Genomic DNA, 14,595 nt, shown 5'->3' on the forward strand with positions numbered 1-14,595 from the left:
CGCGTCCCCGTGCCTGCCCCGAGCGGCTCGGGGGCACCCGTATGTTCGCGCATACGGCGACACCACCCCGGAGGGAACCGTGGAGATCCTGGCGTTCGGAGTGCAGGCCGACGAGAAGCCCCTGGTCGAGCGGGCCTTCGCGGGACATCACGAGGTACGCGGCCTCGACGTCTTCCTCAACGCGGACACCGCCCCCATCGCCGCGGGCCACGAGATCGTCTCCACCAGCGTCAACTGCGACCTCGGCGCCGAGGTGCTCTCCGGCCTCGCGGCCGGCGGCACCCGGATGGTCGCCCAGCGCTCCACCGGCTTCAACAACATCGACCTGGAGGTCGCCGAACGGCTCGGCCTGACGGTCGCCCGGGTGTCGTACTACTCGCCGTACTCGGTCGCCGAGTTCGCCTGGACGCTCGCCATGGCGGTCAACCGCCGGGTCGTGCGCGCCTCCACCCGCACCCGTGACTTCGACTTCCGGCTCGACGGACTGATGGGCCGCGACCTGCACGGCCGCACCGCCGGGATCCTCGGCACCGGGAAGATCGGCGAGGCGTTCGCCCGGATCGCCCACGGCTTCGGCATGCGGCTGCTCGGCTGGGACGTCACCGAGAATCCCGCCTGCCTGGACCTCGGCATGACCTACGTCCCCAAGGAGCAGCTCCTCGCCGAGTCCGACCTGATCAGCCTGCACGTCCCGCTGCTGCCCGAGACCCGGCACCTCATCGGCGCCGACGCCCTGAGGACGATGCGGGACGACGCGATCCTGGTGAACTCCAGCCGGGGCGGCCTCATCGACACCGCGGCCCTCGTCGCCGAGCTGCGCGAGGGCCGCTTCACGGGCGTCGGCCTGGACGTGTACGAGGCGGAGGCGGGGCTGTTCTTCCTCGACAGGTCCCTGCAGGCCGTCGACGACGACACTCTGGCCCGTCTCGTCACGTTCCCGAACGTCCTGGTCACGTCCCACCAGGCGTACTACACCGTGGACGCCGTCGGGCAGATCGTCGAGACCACGGTGGACAACGTCCTCGACTACACCGCCGGCCGCCGCTCCGAGAACGTCCTGGTGCCCCGCAGCTGACCCACCAGCTCGCGGACGATCGCCGCGCCGTTCAGGGTCAGCACCGACTCGGGGTGGAACTGCACCCCGGCGAAGCCGGGCCCCCGAAGAGCGTGCACCTCGCCGCCTGCGGCGCGGCTCACCTCGACGCCGTGCGCGGCCAGCTCCCGCGCGGCGTCCTCGTCGCAGTGCGCCACGAAGCTGTTGTAGAAGCCGACCGTCTCGGGCCGCCCGAACAGGTCGATCTCCGTCTGCGCCCCCTGGTACGGCACCTCCTTGCGCACGGTCTCCAGGCCCAGCTCGGCCGCGATCAGCTCGTGGCCGAGGCAGACCCCGAGGACGCCGTGCCGGTCGCCCCGGAGCACCTCGGCGGTCAGCGCGCGCAGCAGACGCATCTTCGGGTCGGCCGTGTCGGACGGGTCGCCCGGTCCGGGGCCCAGCACCAGCGGTCCGTCGTGTCCGAGCACCGCCTCCCGCAGCCCCGGCTCGTCGTACCGGCGGACGGTCACGTCCAGCCCGGCGGCGCGCAGCACGTGGGCGAGCATCGCGGTGAAGGTGTCCTCCCCGTCGACGACCAGGGCGTGACCGGCCAGCGCGTCCGACGGCTCCTGCATCCGCAGCCAGAACGGCGCCAGGGAGGCCCGCCGTCCGTCCAGCGCCGCCCGCACCCGGGGGTCGTCGGCCAGCCTCGGCCGTACGGACTCCTCGCGCGGGCGTCCCGGACGCACGCCCAGTGCGGTCAGTACGCCGGCCGCCTTGGCGTGGGTCTCCGCGACCTCGCCCGCCGGGTCCGAGCCGCGCACCAGCGTGGCCCCGACCGGCACCCGCAGCCCGCCTGCGGCGTCGATGTCGGCGGTGCGGATGAGAATGGGGGAGTCCAGTGTCTGGGCCCCGCCCTCGTCGTGGCCGATGAGGGCCAGCGCGCCCGCGTAGTAGCCGCGCCCGCCCACCTCGTGCCGTTCGATCACCCGGCAGGCGTTCTGCACCGGCGAGCCGGTGACGGTCGCCGCGAACATGGTCTCCTTCAGCACCTCGCGCACATCAAGCGAGGACCGGCCGCGCAGCTCGTACTCGGTGTGCGCGAGGTGCGCCATCTCCTTCAGCCGGGGCCCGACCACGACCCCGCCCATGTCGCCGACGGTGCACATCATCTTGAGCTCCTCGTCGACGACCATCGACAGCTCCTCGATCTCCTTGCCGTCGGCGAGGAACCCCAGCAGGTGTTCGGGGGTCGGCCCTCCGTCCGGATAGCGGTAGGTGCCGCTGATCGGGTTCATCACGACCGTCCCGCCGGCCGCCCTGACGTGCACCTCGGGGCTGGCGCCGACCAGCGTCCGGTCCCCGGTGTGCACGACGAACGTCCAGTACGCGCCCCGCTCGCCCTCGAGCAGGCGCCGGAACAGCGCGAGCGCGTCGGCCCGTCCGAACCCGGGGATCCCGCCCTCGTACGTCCTGCGGATCACGAAGTTGGCACCCTCGCCCCGCCCGATCTCCTCGTCCAGCACCCGCCCGACGATCCGCGCGTACTCCTCGTCGTCGACGTCGAAGCCGCCGCCCTCCACCCGGACGTCGTGCGCGGGGAGCCGGTCGAGGGCCTCGGCGAGCGGGATCTCGTACCGCTCCTCGGGCGTCAGCACCAGCAGCGGGGTGCCGTCGTCACGGACGTCGAAGCCGCGCTCGCGGATCTGCCGGAAGGGGACGACCGCCAGGCACTCGTCGGGCAGGTCGGCCAGGCGCTCACGGGTGCCGACCGGGCCGACCAGCAGCTCGACCACGTCGTGGGCGTGGCCCGGCGTGCGGCGGCGCAGCAGGGCGAAAGGGCGTTCGTCGTGCGGAAGCTGTGTCAGGTCCATGGTGGGTGTCCCTCGTCTCGTCGCTGTCGTGAGCGTGAGGAACGACCCCGGGAAACACCGAAGGCCGCCCCTCGGGCGGCCTTCGCGAAGTCTGTGCGTACGCGCAGTCAGTGGGCCGCCGGAGAAGCGGGCCACCACCAGTTCCGGGTCGAGTGCGCGAACATGCGACGCACCCTACCCCATGCCACGGAGCGCATCCCGTGTCTCATTTCCTGGGCACGGCCCGGTGGCCGCGAAAGCACCCCGTAATGTTGGGGGCGTGACCGTGAACGCTAAGCCCAGCGCGAGCGCTGGCAACACCTGGCGAGACCTTCCCGCGGCGCAGCAGCCCGAGTACCCCGATGCCGAGGCTCTGCGCGATGTGATCGCGGACCTCGAGTCGTATCCGCCGCTCGTCTTCGCGGGCGAGTGCGACCAGCTGCGCGCCCGGATGGCGTCCGTCGCCGAGGGAGAGGCGTTCCTCCTCCAGGGCGGCGACTGCGCCGAGGCCTTCGACGCCGTGTCCGCCGACCACATCCGCAACAAGCTGAAGACGCTGCTCCAGATGGGCGCCGTGCTGACGTACGCCGCCTCGGTGCCCGTGGTGAAGGTCGGGCGGATCGCCGGCCAGTACTCCAAGCCGCGTTCCAAGCCCACCGAGACCCGCGACGGCGTGACGCTGCCCACCTACCGGGGCGACTCCGTCAACGGATTCGACTTCACCGAAGAGGCCCGGATCCCGGACCCCGAGCGGCTGAAGCGCATGTACCACGCGTCGGCGTCCACGCTGAACCTGGTGCGCGCCTTCACCACCGGCGGCTACGCCGACCTGCGCCAGGTGCACGCCTGGAACCAGGACTTCGTGAAGTCGTCGCCCTCCGGCCAGCGCTACGAGCAGCTCGCCCGGGAGATCGACAACGCGCTGAACTTCATGCGGGCCTGCGGTACCGACCCGGAGGAGTTCAGGACCGTCGAGTTCTTCTCCTCGCACGAGGCGCTGCTGCTCGACTACGAGTCAGCCCTCACCCGGGTCGACTCGCGCACCGGGAAGCTGTACGACGTCTCCGCGCACATGGTGTGGATCGGTGAGCGCACCCGGCAGCTGGACGGCGCGCACATCGAGTTCGCCTCGCGGATCCGCAACCCGATCGGCATCAAGCTCGGCCCGACCACCACGGCCGAGGAGGCGCTGCAGTACATCGAGCGCCTCGACCCCGAGCGTGAGCCCGGCCGGCTGACCTTCATCGTCCGGATGGGCGCGGACAAGATCCGCGACAAGCTCCCCGAGCTGGTCGAGAAGGTCACCGCGTCCGGCGCCACCGTGGCCTGGGTGACCGACCCGATGCACGGCAACACCTTCGAGGCGGCCTCCGGCCACAAGACCCGCCGCTTCGACGACGTGCTCGACGAGGTCAAGGGCTTCTTCGAGGTCCACAAGGGCCTCGGCACGCACCCGGGCGGCATCCACGTGGAACTCACCGGCGACGACGTCACCGAGTGCGTGGGCGGCGGCGACGAGATCTTCGTCGACGATCTGCACCAGCGCTACGAGACGGCCTGCGACCCGCGGCTCAACCGCAGCCAGTCGCTCGACCTGGCGTTCCTCGTCGCGGAGATGTACCGGGACCAGTAGCCGGTGGGACCGGACAGGGGGTGGGGCTTGCGTCACATCGGATCGCGCCCCGCCCCTCTTCTGTGTGTTCCGGGCGGCAGGTAAGGTTAGGTTAGCCTTACCGATCAGGGGTCGGGACGGCTCGCCCCAGTACCTTCCCGGGAGGTGAACCGCGTGTTCGTCTGCAGTTGCTTCGGTGTGACCGAGGAACAGGTGAGGAGTCACGCGGACGCCGGAGCGTGCACGCCCCGGCAGATCGCCTCGGCCTGCAAGGCCGGCACCGACTGCGGCGGCTGCGTACGGCGCATCCAGGCGTTGCTCGGCCGCGGCTCCTGCTCCCGCCGGCAGCTCGTCGACCAGGGCGGGCAGCCCCTCACGGCGAAGGTCCCAAAAGCCGCCTGACCCCGTCCTCCGGCGCCGTCCTAGTGGGCCGGGACACCGCTCGTCCCCGGGCCCGGTGAATCGGGCCGGGACTGTTCGACGACCGTCGACAGGTACAGCGACTCGCCCAGCTTCTCGATCAGGTCCAGCTGGGTGTCCAGGTAGTCGATGTGGTGCTCCTCGTCGGCCAGGATCGCCTCGAAGACGTTGGCCGACGTGATGTCGCCCTTGGTGCGCATGACCTCCACCCCACGGCGCAGCCGGTCGATCGCCTCGAGCTCGATCTCCCGGTCGGCCTGGAACATCTCGGTCACGGTCTGCCCGACCCGGACGTGGAACAGCCGCTGGTAGTTCGGCAGGCCGTCGAGCAGCAGGATGCGGTCGGTGAGCGCCTCGGCGTGCCGCATCTCGTCGAAGGACTCGGCGCGCGTGTACTCGGCGAGTTTCGTCCAGCCCTTGTGGTCCTGCAGCTTCGAGTGCAGGAAGTACTGGTTGATCGCCGTGAGCTCGGCGGTCAGCTGTTCGTTCAGGAATTCGATGACCTCGGGGTCGCCCTGCATCGCATGGGCTCCTTCCGCGCGGGGGGACTGGCGGGTTGGAGCGCATGATTGCACCGGCGGAGAAGATCGTCCAGTAAGTCTTCACTTAGTAAGTAAGTCCGCGCTTATGGGGTTACGTACCTGTTTGACCGAATCTGACAGGCCCGGTTCGGGGGCATCGCCACCGGTCTGTCAGGATGGAGACATGGGTCAGCCGGCGGAACGCGAATCGGGGGAGCGTGCATCAGGAGGAGCGGCGCGGTTCGAGCTCCCGCCGGGGCAGCGACTGCAGAAGGGCTGGCCGGTCACGCACTACGGACCGGTTCCCAGGTTCCGGCCCGAACGCTGGGAGTTCCGGGTCTTCGGCGCCACCGCCGACGGTGAGAAGCACTGCTGGAACCACGAGGAGTTCACGGCCCTGCCCCACACCACCGTCGAGGCCGACCTGCACTGCGTCACCAAGTTCAGCATGGTCGGCGCCGAGTGGGGCGGAATCCCGGCGCGCACCGTCGTGGACATCGCCCCGCCCGCGCCGGACGTCACCCACGTGATGGTCTGGGCGGAGTACGGGTTCAGTTCCAACCTGCGGCTGGCCGACTTCACCTCCGAGCGCGCCCTCTTCGCCACCCACAAGGACGGCGAGCTGCTCACCGCCGAGCACGGCTTCCCGCTGCGGCTGATCGTCCCCCACCTGTACGCCTGGAAGGGCCCCAAATGGGTACGCGGCGTGGAGTACATGACCGCCGACCGCCGGGGCTTCTGGGAGGAGCGCGGCTACCACAACGTCGGCGACCCCTGGAAGGAGCAGCGCTACTCCTACCAGGAGGAGCCCGGGGAGGGCCCCGAGCTCTGACCGCCGTACGGCGTCAGGAGTCCCGCAGCTTCTTCAGCCGCTCCACGTCCGCGGCGTGCCCCTCCTTGCCGCCGGGCGTCTCGAGCACCAGCGGCACGCCCTCGGTCGCCGGGTGCGTCATCAGCGCCCGGAACGGCTCCTCGCCGATGTGTCCCGCGCCGATGTTCGCGTGCCGGTCCTTGTGGGCGCCGACCACGTCCATGGAGTCATTGGCGTGGATCAGCCTCAGTCGGCCCTCGCCCACCGTGTCCACCAGCAGGTCCAGCGTCTGGTGCATCCCGTCCGGCCCGGTCAGGTCGTGGCCGGCCGCGAAGATGTGGCAGGTGTCCAGGCAGACGCCCAGCTTCGGATGGGCGTCCAGCGCCTCGAAGTACGGCCCGAAGTCCCAGGTCCGTGAGCACAGCGAGGAGCCCTGTCCCGCCGTCGACTCCAGCAGCAGGAACGGGTCGTCGTCATGGGTGAGCTCGTCGAGCAGCGGCAGCATGCGCTCCCGTACCTGCTCCAGCGCCACCGGCCGCTCCCGCCCGCCGGTCGCGCTGCCCGTGTGCACCACCACGCCCAGCGCGCCGATCTCCCGGCCGCGCCGCAGCGAGTGCCGCAGCGACTCCACGGACCGTTCGACGGTCGCCTCGGTGTGGGAGCCGAAGTTGATCAGGTACGGGGCGTGCACGTACGCCGGGATCGACCGGTCCGCGCAGGCCGCGCGGAACGCCTCGTCCTGCTTCGGGTTGCCGGCCGGGGTGGCCCAGCCGCGCGGATTGGCGACGAAGACCTGCACGGTCTCGGCGCCCAGCTCACGGGCGTAGGACAGGCCGACGGAGTGCAGGCCGCCGGCCACGGGCACATGGCCGCCGACCGGGTTGCGGGCGGGGCCGGACAGGTGACTCTTCACCCGTCAAGGGTGCCACGCGCGCCGGCCCCGTCGGTCAGCGGATCCCGATGGTTATCGTCGAGCCCTTGGGCGCGGTCTCCCCGCCGTCCACGGACTGGTCCTTGACGGTGTCGCCGAACAGTCCGAGCAGTCCGCGGTCCTCGTCCACGTCGAACCCGGCGTCCTTCAGCTTCTCCTTGGCCTCGTCCACGCTGTCGCCGATCACGTCCGGCACCTCGACCATCTCCGGCCCCTTGGACAGGGTCAGCGTCACGGTGTCGCCCTCGGCGGCCTGCCGTCCCGCGCCCGGGGTCTGCCGGGCCACCCGGCCGGCGTCGTGCCCGGAGTGGACCCGCTCGGCGGCGATCTCCACCTTGAGACCGGCCTCCTCCAGCTCCGCGCGGGCGTCCTGCGCGTCGTCACCGGTCACGTCCGGCACGTCCACCGGGCTGCCCTTGCTCACGGTCAGCGCCACGGCGGAGCCCGCACGGACCTCGGTGCCCTTGCCCGGTTCCGTGGAGATCACCGAACCCCGGGCCACGGTCCCGCTGAACTCCCGGGTCACCATGCCCGGCTCCAGGCCGTCGTCCCCGAGCACGTCCCGCGCCTTGTCCAGCGGGTAGCCGTCGAGGTCGGGCACCCGCACGGTCTGCGGCCCCTTGGAGAGGGTCAGCGACACCGAGTCGTCGCCGCGGATGCGGGCGCCCGTCTCCGGGTCGGTGCTGATCACCGTGCCCCGCTCCACGGTGTCGCTGTACGCCTCCGCCACCTGACCGGTGTCCAGCCCGGCGTCCGCCAGCCGCTCCCGGGCCTCCTGCTCGGTCTTCCCCAGCAGCGGCGGGACCTTGGTGAACTGGCCGGAGTTGATGTACCAGATGCCCGTGCCGGCCCCGAGGAGCAGCAGCACGGCCACGACGATCGCCATCGGCCCGCGCCGCAGCGCCGTCCGGCGCCGGGGCGGCAGCGGCGGCGGGGACCGGAACCGGCTGGTGCGGTGCGTGAGGCCCGCGGCCGCGTCCTCGTCGACGGGCAGCGGGCGGGGGACGGTCAGCGAGCGAGGGATGACGCTCGTACGGTCCTCGGCGTTGTCGTGCTCCGACGCCAGCGCCTGCGGCGGCACCGCGTCGAGCTGCCCGTCGGTGAGCCGGCCGCGCCCCGCGCGGACCTGCGCGAGCAGCTCCACCGCGTCGTGCGGACGGACCTCGGGGTTGCGCGCGGTCGCCGACGCGACCAGCTCGTCCAGCTCGTACGCCATGCCGGGCACGGCGGCCGAGGGGGCGGGCACCTCGTCGTGCAGGTGCTTGTAGAGCACGATCGCGGGGGAGTCGCCGTCGTACGGCTTCTCGCCGGTCAGCATCTCGTACAGCAGGATGCCGCAGGCGTAGACGTCCACACGGGGGCCGGCGGTGCCGTCCTCGATCTGCTCCGGGGCCAGGTACGAGACCGTGCCCAGCACGGTGCCCGTGGTGTTCGTCACCGAGTCCACGGCGCGGACCAGCCCGAAGTCGGCGACCTTGACCCGGCCGTCGTCCCCCATCAGCACGTTCTCGGGCTTCATGTCGCGGTGCACGAACCCGGCCCGGTGCGCGGCGCCGAGCGCGGCCAGCACCGGCTCCAGGATGTCCAGCGCGGCGCGCGGCTGGAGCGCCCCGCGCTCGCGCAGCACGTCGCGCAGGGTGCAGCCGGCGACGTACTCCATCGCCAGATAGACGTACGTCCCGTCGGTGCCCTGGTCGAAGACCTGCACCACGTTCGGGTGGGCCAGCCGGGCGACCGACTTCGCCTCGCGGATGAACCGCTCGACGAACGAGCCGTCGGCCGCGAGGGAGGGGTGCATCACCTTGAGCGCGAGGACGCGGTCCAGACGGGTGTCCACGGCCCGGTAGACCGTGGCCATCCCGCCGACCGCGATCCGCGCCTCGACGTGATACCGGCCGTCGAGCACCTGCCCGACCAGAGGGTCCTGAAGGGTCGTGTCCACGCCCCGAGTCTACGAGCCCCCGCCGGCACCCCGTCCCGCTCACCGTCCGTTGCAGCGGAGCTGTGACGTGCGCATCACGTGAGCGCCCACCCGTGCCGCAGGACGGGCGCGGGCGGACGCGGCGGCACCCTGCGAGCGCCGGCGGGCGAACCCGCCCCCCCGCCCGGCTCCGGCGAGCAGCGCCTAGAAGGCAGGCCGCTCAGGATCCAGCACGGCCATGCCCTCGGTGGGGGACGACGCCTCGGCGAACCACCGCCGGGGGATCCGCCCCGCCAGCCGGGCCAGCCGCCCCGCCTCCACCGCACACCGCATCGCGGAAGCCATCAGCACCGGCTCCTGCGCCCGGGTGACCGCCGACGCCAGCATCACCCCCGCACACCCCAGCTCCATCGCCAGCGCCACGTCCGACGCGGTCCCCGCCCCGGCGTCCAGGATCACCGGCACACCGGCCCGCTCCACGATCAACTCGAAGTTGTGCGGATTGCGGATCCCCAGCCCCGACCCGATCGGCGAACCCAGCGGCATGATCGCCGCGCATCCGGCCTCCTCCAGCTTCCGCGCCAGCACCGGATCGTCGTTCGTGTACGGAAGCACCGTGAACCCGTCGTCGACCAGCGTCTCCGCCGCGTCCAGCAGCTCGATCGGGTCCGGAAGCAGCGTCCGCTCGTCGGCGATGACCTCCAGCTTGACCAGGTCCGTGCCGAGCGCCTCCCGCGCGAGGCGTGCGGTGAGCACGGCCTCACCGGCGGTGAAGCACCCCGCCGTGTTCGGCAGCACCCGGATGCCCAGCTTCTCCAGCACCGACAGCACGGACCCGTGCACCGAGGGGTCCACCCGCCGCATCGCGACGGTCGTCAGTTCCGTCCCGGACGCCGCCAGCGCCCGCTCCAGCACATCGAGGCTCGGCGCCCCGCCGGTGCCCATGATCAGGCGGGACGTGAAGGACGTGCCGCCGAGGAGGAACGGATCGTCGGCCATGGTCAGCCTCCCTGGACGGCGGTCAGGACTTCCACGCGGTCACCCTCGCCGAGGGGCGTGGCGGGCCACTGCGCGCGCGGGACGACGGTTTCGTTGAGGGCGGCGGCCACCCCCGAGGGCGCCTCGGTGAGCGACTTCACGACGAGGTCGAGAGCCGTGCCGGGCGCGAACTCCCGGCGCTCCCCGTTGACCGAGATGTTCATGCGGGCTGCTCCGTGCGGACGGCGGCGCCGAAGCGCCGCGGGGTGAAGGGGCGGGCCACCTCCGGCAGGGCGCCGGTGGTCAGGACCTCCGCCATGGCGTCGCCGGTGACCGGCGTCAGCAGGACACCGTTGCGGTAGTGGCCGGTGGCGAGCAGCAGCCCCTCGAGCTCCGTCGGGCCGAGCAGCGGCGCGTTGTCGGGGGAGCCGGGGCGCAGTCCGGCCAGGGTCTCGGTCAGCGGCAGCTCGGTGATGCCGGGGACCAGCTCGTGGGCGTCGCGCAGCAGCTCGTACACGCCGCCCGCGGTCACGGCGGTGTCCCAGCCCATCTCCTCGCTGGTCGCCCCGATCACCAGTTCGCCGTTCCCGCGCGGCACCAGGTAGACGTGGCTGCCGCGCACCACGGCCCGCACGGTCCGGCTCAGGAAGGGGCCGTGCCGCGCGGGCATCGTCAGCCGTACCACCTGCCCCTTCACGGGACGCACGGGAGGCAGCACGTCCGCCGGGACGCCCGCGAGCCGCCCGCTGAGGCTGCCCGCGGCGAGCACCACCTGTCCGGCGCCGAGTCCGGCGCCGTCGGCCGTGACGACGCCCGTCGCGCGGCCTCCCGCGACGACGAGCCGCTCGGCCCGTGCTCGGTGGACGGTCACGCCCACGCGCTCACAGGCGGTGACCAGCGCGGCCGCCAGCCGCCGCGGGTCGATCTGGTGGTCGCCGTCCACCCGCAGGCCGCCGCGCACGCCCGGCGCGAGCATCGGCTCCAGGCGCCGGCAGTCCCGCCCGGACAGCCACTGCGAGTCCAGTCCCGACCGCTGCTGCAGGGCGTGCAGTTCCCGCAGGTGGACACGGTCGTCGGCGTCCAGCGCCACGGCGAGCGTGCCGCACGCGCGGTAGCCGAGGTCGTGGCCGGTCAGCTCGGTCAGCTCGGCCGCGAAGTCGGGATAGCGTCGCGCGGAGGCGAGGTTCAGACCGAGCAGGGTCTCCTCGCCGTAGTGCAGTTCCGTGACGGCGGCCAGCATCCCGGCGGCCACCCGCGCGGCGCCGCCGCCCGGCTCCGGGTCCACCACGACCGTGCCGAGACCGCGCTGCGCGGCCCGCCAGGCCGTCACCAGTCCGATGATCCCGCCCCCGACGACGAGGACGTCCGAGGTGCGCGTGGGCGACATGGGCGTCCAGCCCCTCCCTTCGCCGGCATGACCCGGATCAGGTTCGTACGGTCGGAGGCCGCCAGCCTCCCTCTCAGCCCGGTGCGTCCGGGCTCCCGCGAGTGCTTGTACGTTGGCCACCCTAACCTCCGGCGCATCGCACTCGTAAGGGAGCCCCACCGTGGCCCGCCCGCCCGTCACCCGCCGCCGTCCTCGGCCGAGGGACTCCGCCCCGCCCCGTGGATCGCTCGACGGACTCGTCCTCGCCCCCGTGGCCGACCAGGCCCCCGGCCAGGTCGGCACCCGCACCCGCTTCGTCTACCACGAGCGGGGCGACGAGATCTGGGCCGAGTACGAGGGCGGCGACGTCGTGCGCGGGTACCTGGTGGGCACCCGCGCGGGGGACCGGCTGGACTTCCGGTACGTGCAGCTGAGACAGGACGGCACCACCTCCTCGGGGCACTGCGTCTCGACGGTCGTGGAGCTGTCCGACGGACGGATACGGCTGGAGGAGAACTGGGCGTGGGAGTCGCAGCCGGGCAGCGGGACGAGTGTGGTGGAGCAGCTCGGCTGATCGATGCCGCGCCGGGTGTCTAAGGTGATCGGGTGAGCGAGCAGACACAGGAACCGGGACGGCCGCAGCCGCGGCGGGTGGTGGTGGCGGGCGCGGGCATGGCCGGCGTGCAGACCGCCCTCGCCCTGCGGGAGCAGGGTTTCACCGGCGCCGTGACCCTGATCGGTGCGGAACCCCACCAGCCGTACGACAGGCCGCCGTTGTCCAAGGCGGTGCTGCTGGGCAAGGCCGAGGGCTCCGCCTTCGACGTCGACTTCGAGGACGCCGGCGTCGAACTGCGGCTCGGCTGCGAGGTGCTCGGCCTGCGCCCCGGCGACCACGAGCTGGACACGGAGACCGGGCCCGTCCCGTACGACGTCCTGGTGGTCGCCACCGGTGCGGGACCGGTCCGGCTGCCGGGCGCGGAGGGCGTCCCCGGCGTCCACCTGCTGCGCACGCTGGACGACGCCGCGCGGCTGCGGCCGGTGCTCGCGCGGCAGCACGACATCGTGGTGGTCGGCGCCGGCTGGATCGGCGCGGAGTTCGCCACGGCGGCCCGCGAGGCGGGCTGCGCGGTCACCGTGGTGGAGGCCGAGGAGCGGCCGCTCACCGGGGTGCTGCCCGCCGAGGTGGCCGCTCCGATGGCCGCCTGGTACGCGCAGGCCGGCGTCACGCTGCGCACGCACGCGCGCGTGGCGCGCGTCGAGCCCGGCACCGTGGTCCTGGACGACGGTACGCGGCTGCCCGCGGGCGCCGTGGTCGTCGGCATCGGGGCCCGGCCCGCCACCGCCTGGCTGGCGGGCTCCGGGATCGAGCTCGGGGCGCACGGGGAGGTCGTCGCCGACCGTCATCTGGCGACCTCCCTGCCGGACGTGTACGCGGTCGGCGACTGCGCGTCCTTCCCGTCCGGGCGCTACGGCGAGCGTCTGCTGGTCCACCACTGGGACAACGCCCTCCAGGGGCCGCGCACGGTCGCCGAGAACATCCTCGGCGCCTCCACCGGCCGGACGCCGGCGGTCTACGACCCGGTGCCGTACTTCTGGTCCGAGCAGTTCGGGCGCTTCGTGCAGTACGCGGGGCACCACGCGGACGCCGACCGGACGGTGTGGCGCGGGGACCCCGCCGAGGCGGCGTGGAGCGTCTGCTGGCTGCGGGGGTCCCGCCCGGTCGCGCTGCTCGCGGTGGGGCGGCCCCGGGACCTGGCGCAGGGCCGCAGGCTGATCGAGGCGGGCACGGCGATGGACGCGGAGCTGCTGGCGGACCCGGCGCGGCCCCTGAAGTCGGCGACGGCGTGACGCTCCCGGTCCGGCGCGTCCGCCCGGGCGGGGCTGACTTCCGACTGTCGGTGGCAGATGGCACGCTTGTCCCGTGACCGAGATTGACGCAAAGATCGATGCTCTCGTCCCCGCCTGGCTCACCCTCCCCGACATCGCCGAGATGCTCGGTGTCGAGGTGACGCGCGTCCGGCAGCTGGTCAAGGAGGGCCAGCTCATCGCCGTGCGCCGGGGTGAGAACCGCGCGCTGCACGTGCCCGCCGCCTTCATCGACGGGGACAAGATCGTCAAGGGGCTGACCGGGACCCTGACGCTCCTGCGGGACGACGGCTTCACGGTCGAAGAGATGCTGGAATGGCTCTTCACCTCCGACCCCACCCTGCCGGGCACGCCCGCGCAGGCACTCAGCGAGAACCGCGGCACGGAGGTGAAGCGCCGGGCCCAGGCACTCGCGGTCTGACCCGGACCCGACCATCCACCCATCCGAACACCACAGGCCGGGGCGCAGGCCCCGGCCCGGGGGCGCCCGTGCCGGCGGCATAGGGTCCCCCGTGGCGGACCCGCCGGGTCCGCATGCCGCCGACACCCCCGGGGGGCCCCTCGCATGACCGCCACCGCTCGCGCCCGGCTCGCCGGCGCCCGGCTCTATCTGTGCACCGACGCCCGCACGCGGCAGGGCGATCTCCCGGAGTTCCTGGACGCGGTCCTGGCCGGCGGGGTCGACATCGTGCAGCTGCGGGACAAGGGCATGGAGGCCGGCGAGGAGCTGGAGCACCTGGCGGTCCTCGCCGACGCCTGCGCCCGGCACGGCAAGCTGCTCGCGGTCAACGACCGCGCGGACGTCGCCCACGCCGCCGGCGCCGATGTCCTCCACCTCGGCCAGGGCGACCTCCCCGTCCCCGCCGCCCGCGCCATCCTCGGCGACGACATCCTGATCGGCCGCTCCACCCACACCGAGTCCGAGGCCGCCGCGGCGGCCGTCCAGCCCGGCGTGGACTACTTCTGCACCGGCCCCTGCTGGCCCACCCCCACCAAGCCCGGCCGCCACGCCCCCGGCCTCGGCCTGGTCCGCCGCACGGCCGCCCTCGGCACCGACCGTCCCTGGTTCGCCATCGGCGGCATCGACCTCGGCAACCTCGACGAGGTGCTGGACGCCGGCGCCCGCCGGGTCGTCGTCGTACGGGCCGTCACCGAGGCGGACGACCCGGGCGCGGCGGCGGCCGGGTTCGCGGAGCGGCTGCGGCAGGCGGCGCTCCCGGACGCCGGATGACCCCCGCCCGTCCCAGGTTTGTCCAAGGCGTGGACAGCAAGTCGGCATTTCA

Annotated in this window: 16 protein-coding genes and 1 riboswitch; of the genes, 8 read left to right on the forward strand and 8 right to left on the reverse strand. The window is 72.8% G+C overall.

All coding sequences use genetic code 11. The features are described 5' to 3' along the window. The first annotated feature begins 79 nt into the window (after positions 1-79). Positions 80-1,075 (forward strand): 2-hydroxyacid dehydrogenase, encoded by a 996-nt coding sequence (locus KYY02_RS07170; protein ID WP_371236664.1) that lies wholly within the window; start codon positions 80-82, stop codon positions 1,073-1,075. Here KYY02_RS07170 and KYY02_RS07175 read toward each other — a convergent pair. Continuing rightward, positions 1,027-2,907, reverse strand: a complete 1,881-nt coding sequence (locus KYY02_RS07175) for an anthranilate synthase family protein (protein ID WP_371236665.1) — start codon at positions 2,905-2,907, stop codon at positions 1,027-1,029. The two genes, KYY02_RS07170 and KYY02_RS07175, sit on opposite strands and share 49 nt — an antisense overlap. A 107-nt stretch (positions 2,908-3,014) precedes the next feature. Next, positions 3,015-3,116 carry a trp operon leader peptide gene (locus KYY02_RS07180; RefSeq protein ID WP_371236667.1) on the reverse strand — a complete coding sequence of 34 codons (102 nt, stop codon included), beginning with the start codon at positions 3,114-3,116 and terminating at the stop codon, positions 3,015-3,017. A gap of 50 nt (positions 3,117-3,166) precedes the next feature. Here KYY02_RS07180 and KYY02_RS07185 point away from each other — a divergent pair, with 50 nt between their 5' ends. Further along, on the forward strand, positions 3,167-4,519 hold the full coding sequence (locus tag KYY02_RS07185) for a class II 3-deoxy-7-phosphoheptulonate synthase (protein WP_371236668.1): 1,353 nt from the start codon (positions 3,167-3,169) through the stop codon (positions 4,517-4,519). 144 nt (positions 4,520-4,663) lie between these two features. Then, positions 4,664-4,900, forward strand: a complete 237-nt coding sequence (locus tag KYY02_RS07190) for a (2Fe-2S)-binding protein (RefSeq protein ID WP_371236669.1) — start codon at positions 4,664-4,666, stop codon at positions 4,898-4,900. A 20-nt stretch (positions 4,901-4,920) separates the two neighbouring features. Here the strand turns inward: KYY02_RS07190 and bfr are convergent, their stop codons facing one another. Beyond that, positions 4,921-5,439 carry a bacterioferritin gene (gene bfr, locus KYY02_RS07195; protein ID WP_371236670.1) on the reverse strand — a complete coding sequence of 173 codons (519 nt, stop codon included), beginning with the start codon at positions 5,437-5,439 and terminating at the stop codon, positions 4,921-4,923. A 184-nt stretch (positions 5,440-5,623) separates the two neighbouring features. Between bfr and KYY02_RS07200 the strand changes: the two genes are divergently transcribed. Beyond that, complete coding sequence (locus KYY02_RS07200; protein ID WP_371236671.1) at positions 5,624-6,271, forward strand: sulfite oxidase-like oxidoreductase; 648 nt, start codon at positions 5,624-5,626, stop codon at positions 6,269-6,271. Between the two features lie 13 nt (positions 6,272-6,284). Here KYY02_RS07200 and KYY02_RS07205 read toward each other — a convergent pair whose 3' ends face one another. The 5 genes from KYY02_RS07205 to thiO form a co-directional block, all read right to left on the reverse strand. Further along, positions 6,285-7,163 (reverse strand): deoxyribonuclease IV, encoded by an 879-nt coding sequence (locus tag KYY02_RS07205; RefSeq protein ID WP_371236672.1) that lies wholly within the window; start codon positions 7,161-7,163, stop codon positions 6,285-6,287. A gap of 34 nt (positions 7,164-7,197) precedes the next feature. Beyond that, a complete protein-coding gene (pknB, locus tag KYY02_RS07210) occupies positions 7,198-9,123 on the reverse strand; it encodes a Stk1 family PASTA domain-containing Ser/Thr kinase (protein ID WP_371236673.1) in 1,926 nt (641 codons plus the stop codon). A gap of 183 nt (positions 9,124-9,306) precedes the next feature. After that, complete coding sequence (locus KYY02_RS07215) at positions 9,307-10,101, reverse strand: thiazole synthase (protein ID WP_371236674.1); 795 nt, start codon at positions 10,099-10,101, stop codon at positions 9,307-9,309. Between the two features lie 2 nt (positions 10,102-10,103). Next, the gene (gene thiS / locus KYY02_RS07220) at positions 10,104-10,304 is read right to left on the reverse strand and encodes a sulfur carrier protein ThiS (RefSeq protein WP_371236675.1); all 201 of its coding nucleotides are present in this window, start codon (positions 10,302-10,304) and stop codon (positions 10,104-10,106) included. Further along, positions 10,301-11,467 (reverse strand): glycine oxidase ThiO, encoded by a 1,167-nt coding sequence (gene thiO / locus KYY02_RS07225; protein ID WP_371236676.1) that lies wholly within the window; start codon positions 11,465-11,467, stop codon positions 10,301-10,303. The genes thiS and thiO overlap by 4 nt, the downstream gene beginning before the upstream one ends. Continuing rightward, a riboswitch (TPP riboswitch) is annotated at positions 11,465-11,576 on the reverse strand. Its footprint overlaps the gene before it by 3 nt. A 51-nt stretch (positions 11,577-11,627) precedes the next feature. Here thiO and KYY02_RS07230 point away from each other — a divergent pair. The 4 genes from KYY02_RS07230 to thiE all read left to right on the forward strand — a co-directional run bounded on the left by KYY02_RS07230 (position 11,628) and on the right by thiE (position 14,543). After that, positions 11,628-12,020, forward strand: coding sequence for an avidin-fold protein (locus tag KYY02_RS07230; RefSeq protein ID WP_503167862.1), 393 nt, complete (start codon positions 11,628-11,630; stop codon positions 12,018-12,020). A 32-nt stretch (positions 12,021-12,052) separates the two neighbouring features. Continuing rightward, complete coding sequence (locus tag KYY02_RS07235; protein ID WP_371236677.1) at positions 12,053-13,294, forward strand: NAD(P)/FAD-dependent oxidoreductase; 1,242 nt, start codon at positions 12,053-12,055, stop codon at positions 13,292-13,294. A gap of 73 nt (positions 13,295-13,367) precedes the next feature. Beyond that, positions 13,368-13,733, forward strand: coding sequence for an Rv2175c family DNA-binding protein (locus tag KYY02_RS07240; protein WP_371236679.1), 366 nt, complete (start codon positions 13,368-13,370; stop codon positions 13,731-13,733). A 144-nt stretch (positions 13,734-13,877) separates the two neighbouring features. After that, positions 13,878-14,543, forward strand: a complete 666-nt coding sequence (thiE, locus tag KYY02_RS07245; protein ID WP_371236680.1) for a thiamine phosphate synthase — start codon at positions 13,878-13,880, stop codon at positions 14,541-14,543. Positions 14,544-14,595 lie beyond the last annotated feature (52 nt).

Source organism: Streptomyces pimonensis (genome assembly GCF_041380215.1).
GTDB classification, from domain to species: Bacteria; Actinomycetota; Actinomycetes; order Streptomycetales; family Streptomycetaceae; genus Streptomyces; species Streptomyces pimonensis.

Bases quoted from the DNA above. Each gene is read 5' to 3' on its own strand.
- thiE (WP_371236680.1), top strand. From the start codon at position 13,878: ATGACCGCCACCGCTCGCGCCCGGCTCGCCGGCGCCCGGCTCTATCTG.
- KYY02_RS07175 (WP_371236665.1), bottom strand. From the start codon at position 2,907: ATGGACCTGACACAGCTTCCGCACGACGAACGCCCTTTCGCCCTGCTG.
- KYY02_RS07215 (WP_371236674.1), bottom strand. From the start codon at position 10,101: ATGGCCGACGATCCGTTCCTCCTCGGCGGCACGTCCTTCACGTCCCGC.
- bfr (WP_371236670.1), bottom strand. From the start codon at position 5,439: ATGCAGGGCGACCCCGAGGTCATCGAATTCCTGAACGAACAGCTGACC.
- KYY02_RS07180 (WP_371236667.1), bottom strand. From the start codon at position 3,116: ATGAGACACGGGATGCGCTCCGTGGCATGGGGTAGGGTGCGTCGCATG.
- thiS (WP_371236675.1), bottom strand. From the start codon at position 10,304: ATGAACATCTCGGTCAACGGGGAGCGCCGGGAGTTCGCGCCCGGCACG.
- KYY02_RS07200 (WP_371236671.1), top strand. From the start codon at position 5,624: ATGGGTCAGCCGGCGGAACGCGAATCGGGGGAGCGTGCATCAGGAGGA.
- thiO (WP_371236676.1), bottom strand. From the start codon at position 11,467: ATGTCGCCCACGCGCACCTCGGACGTCCTCGTCGTCGGGGGCGGGATC.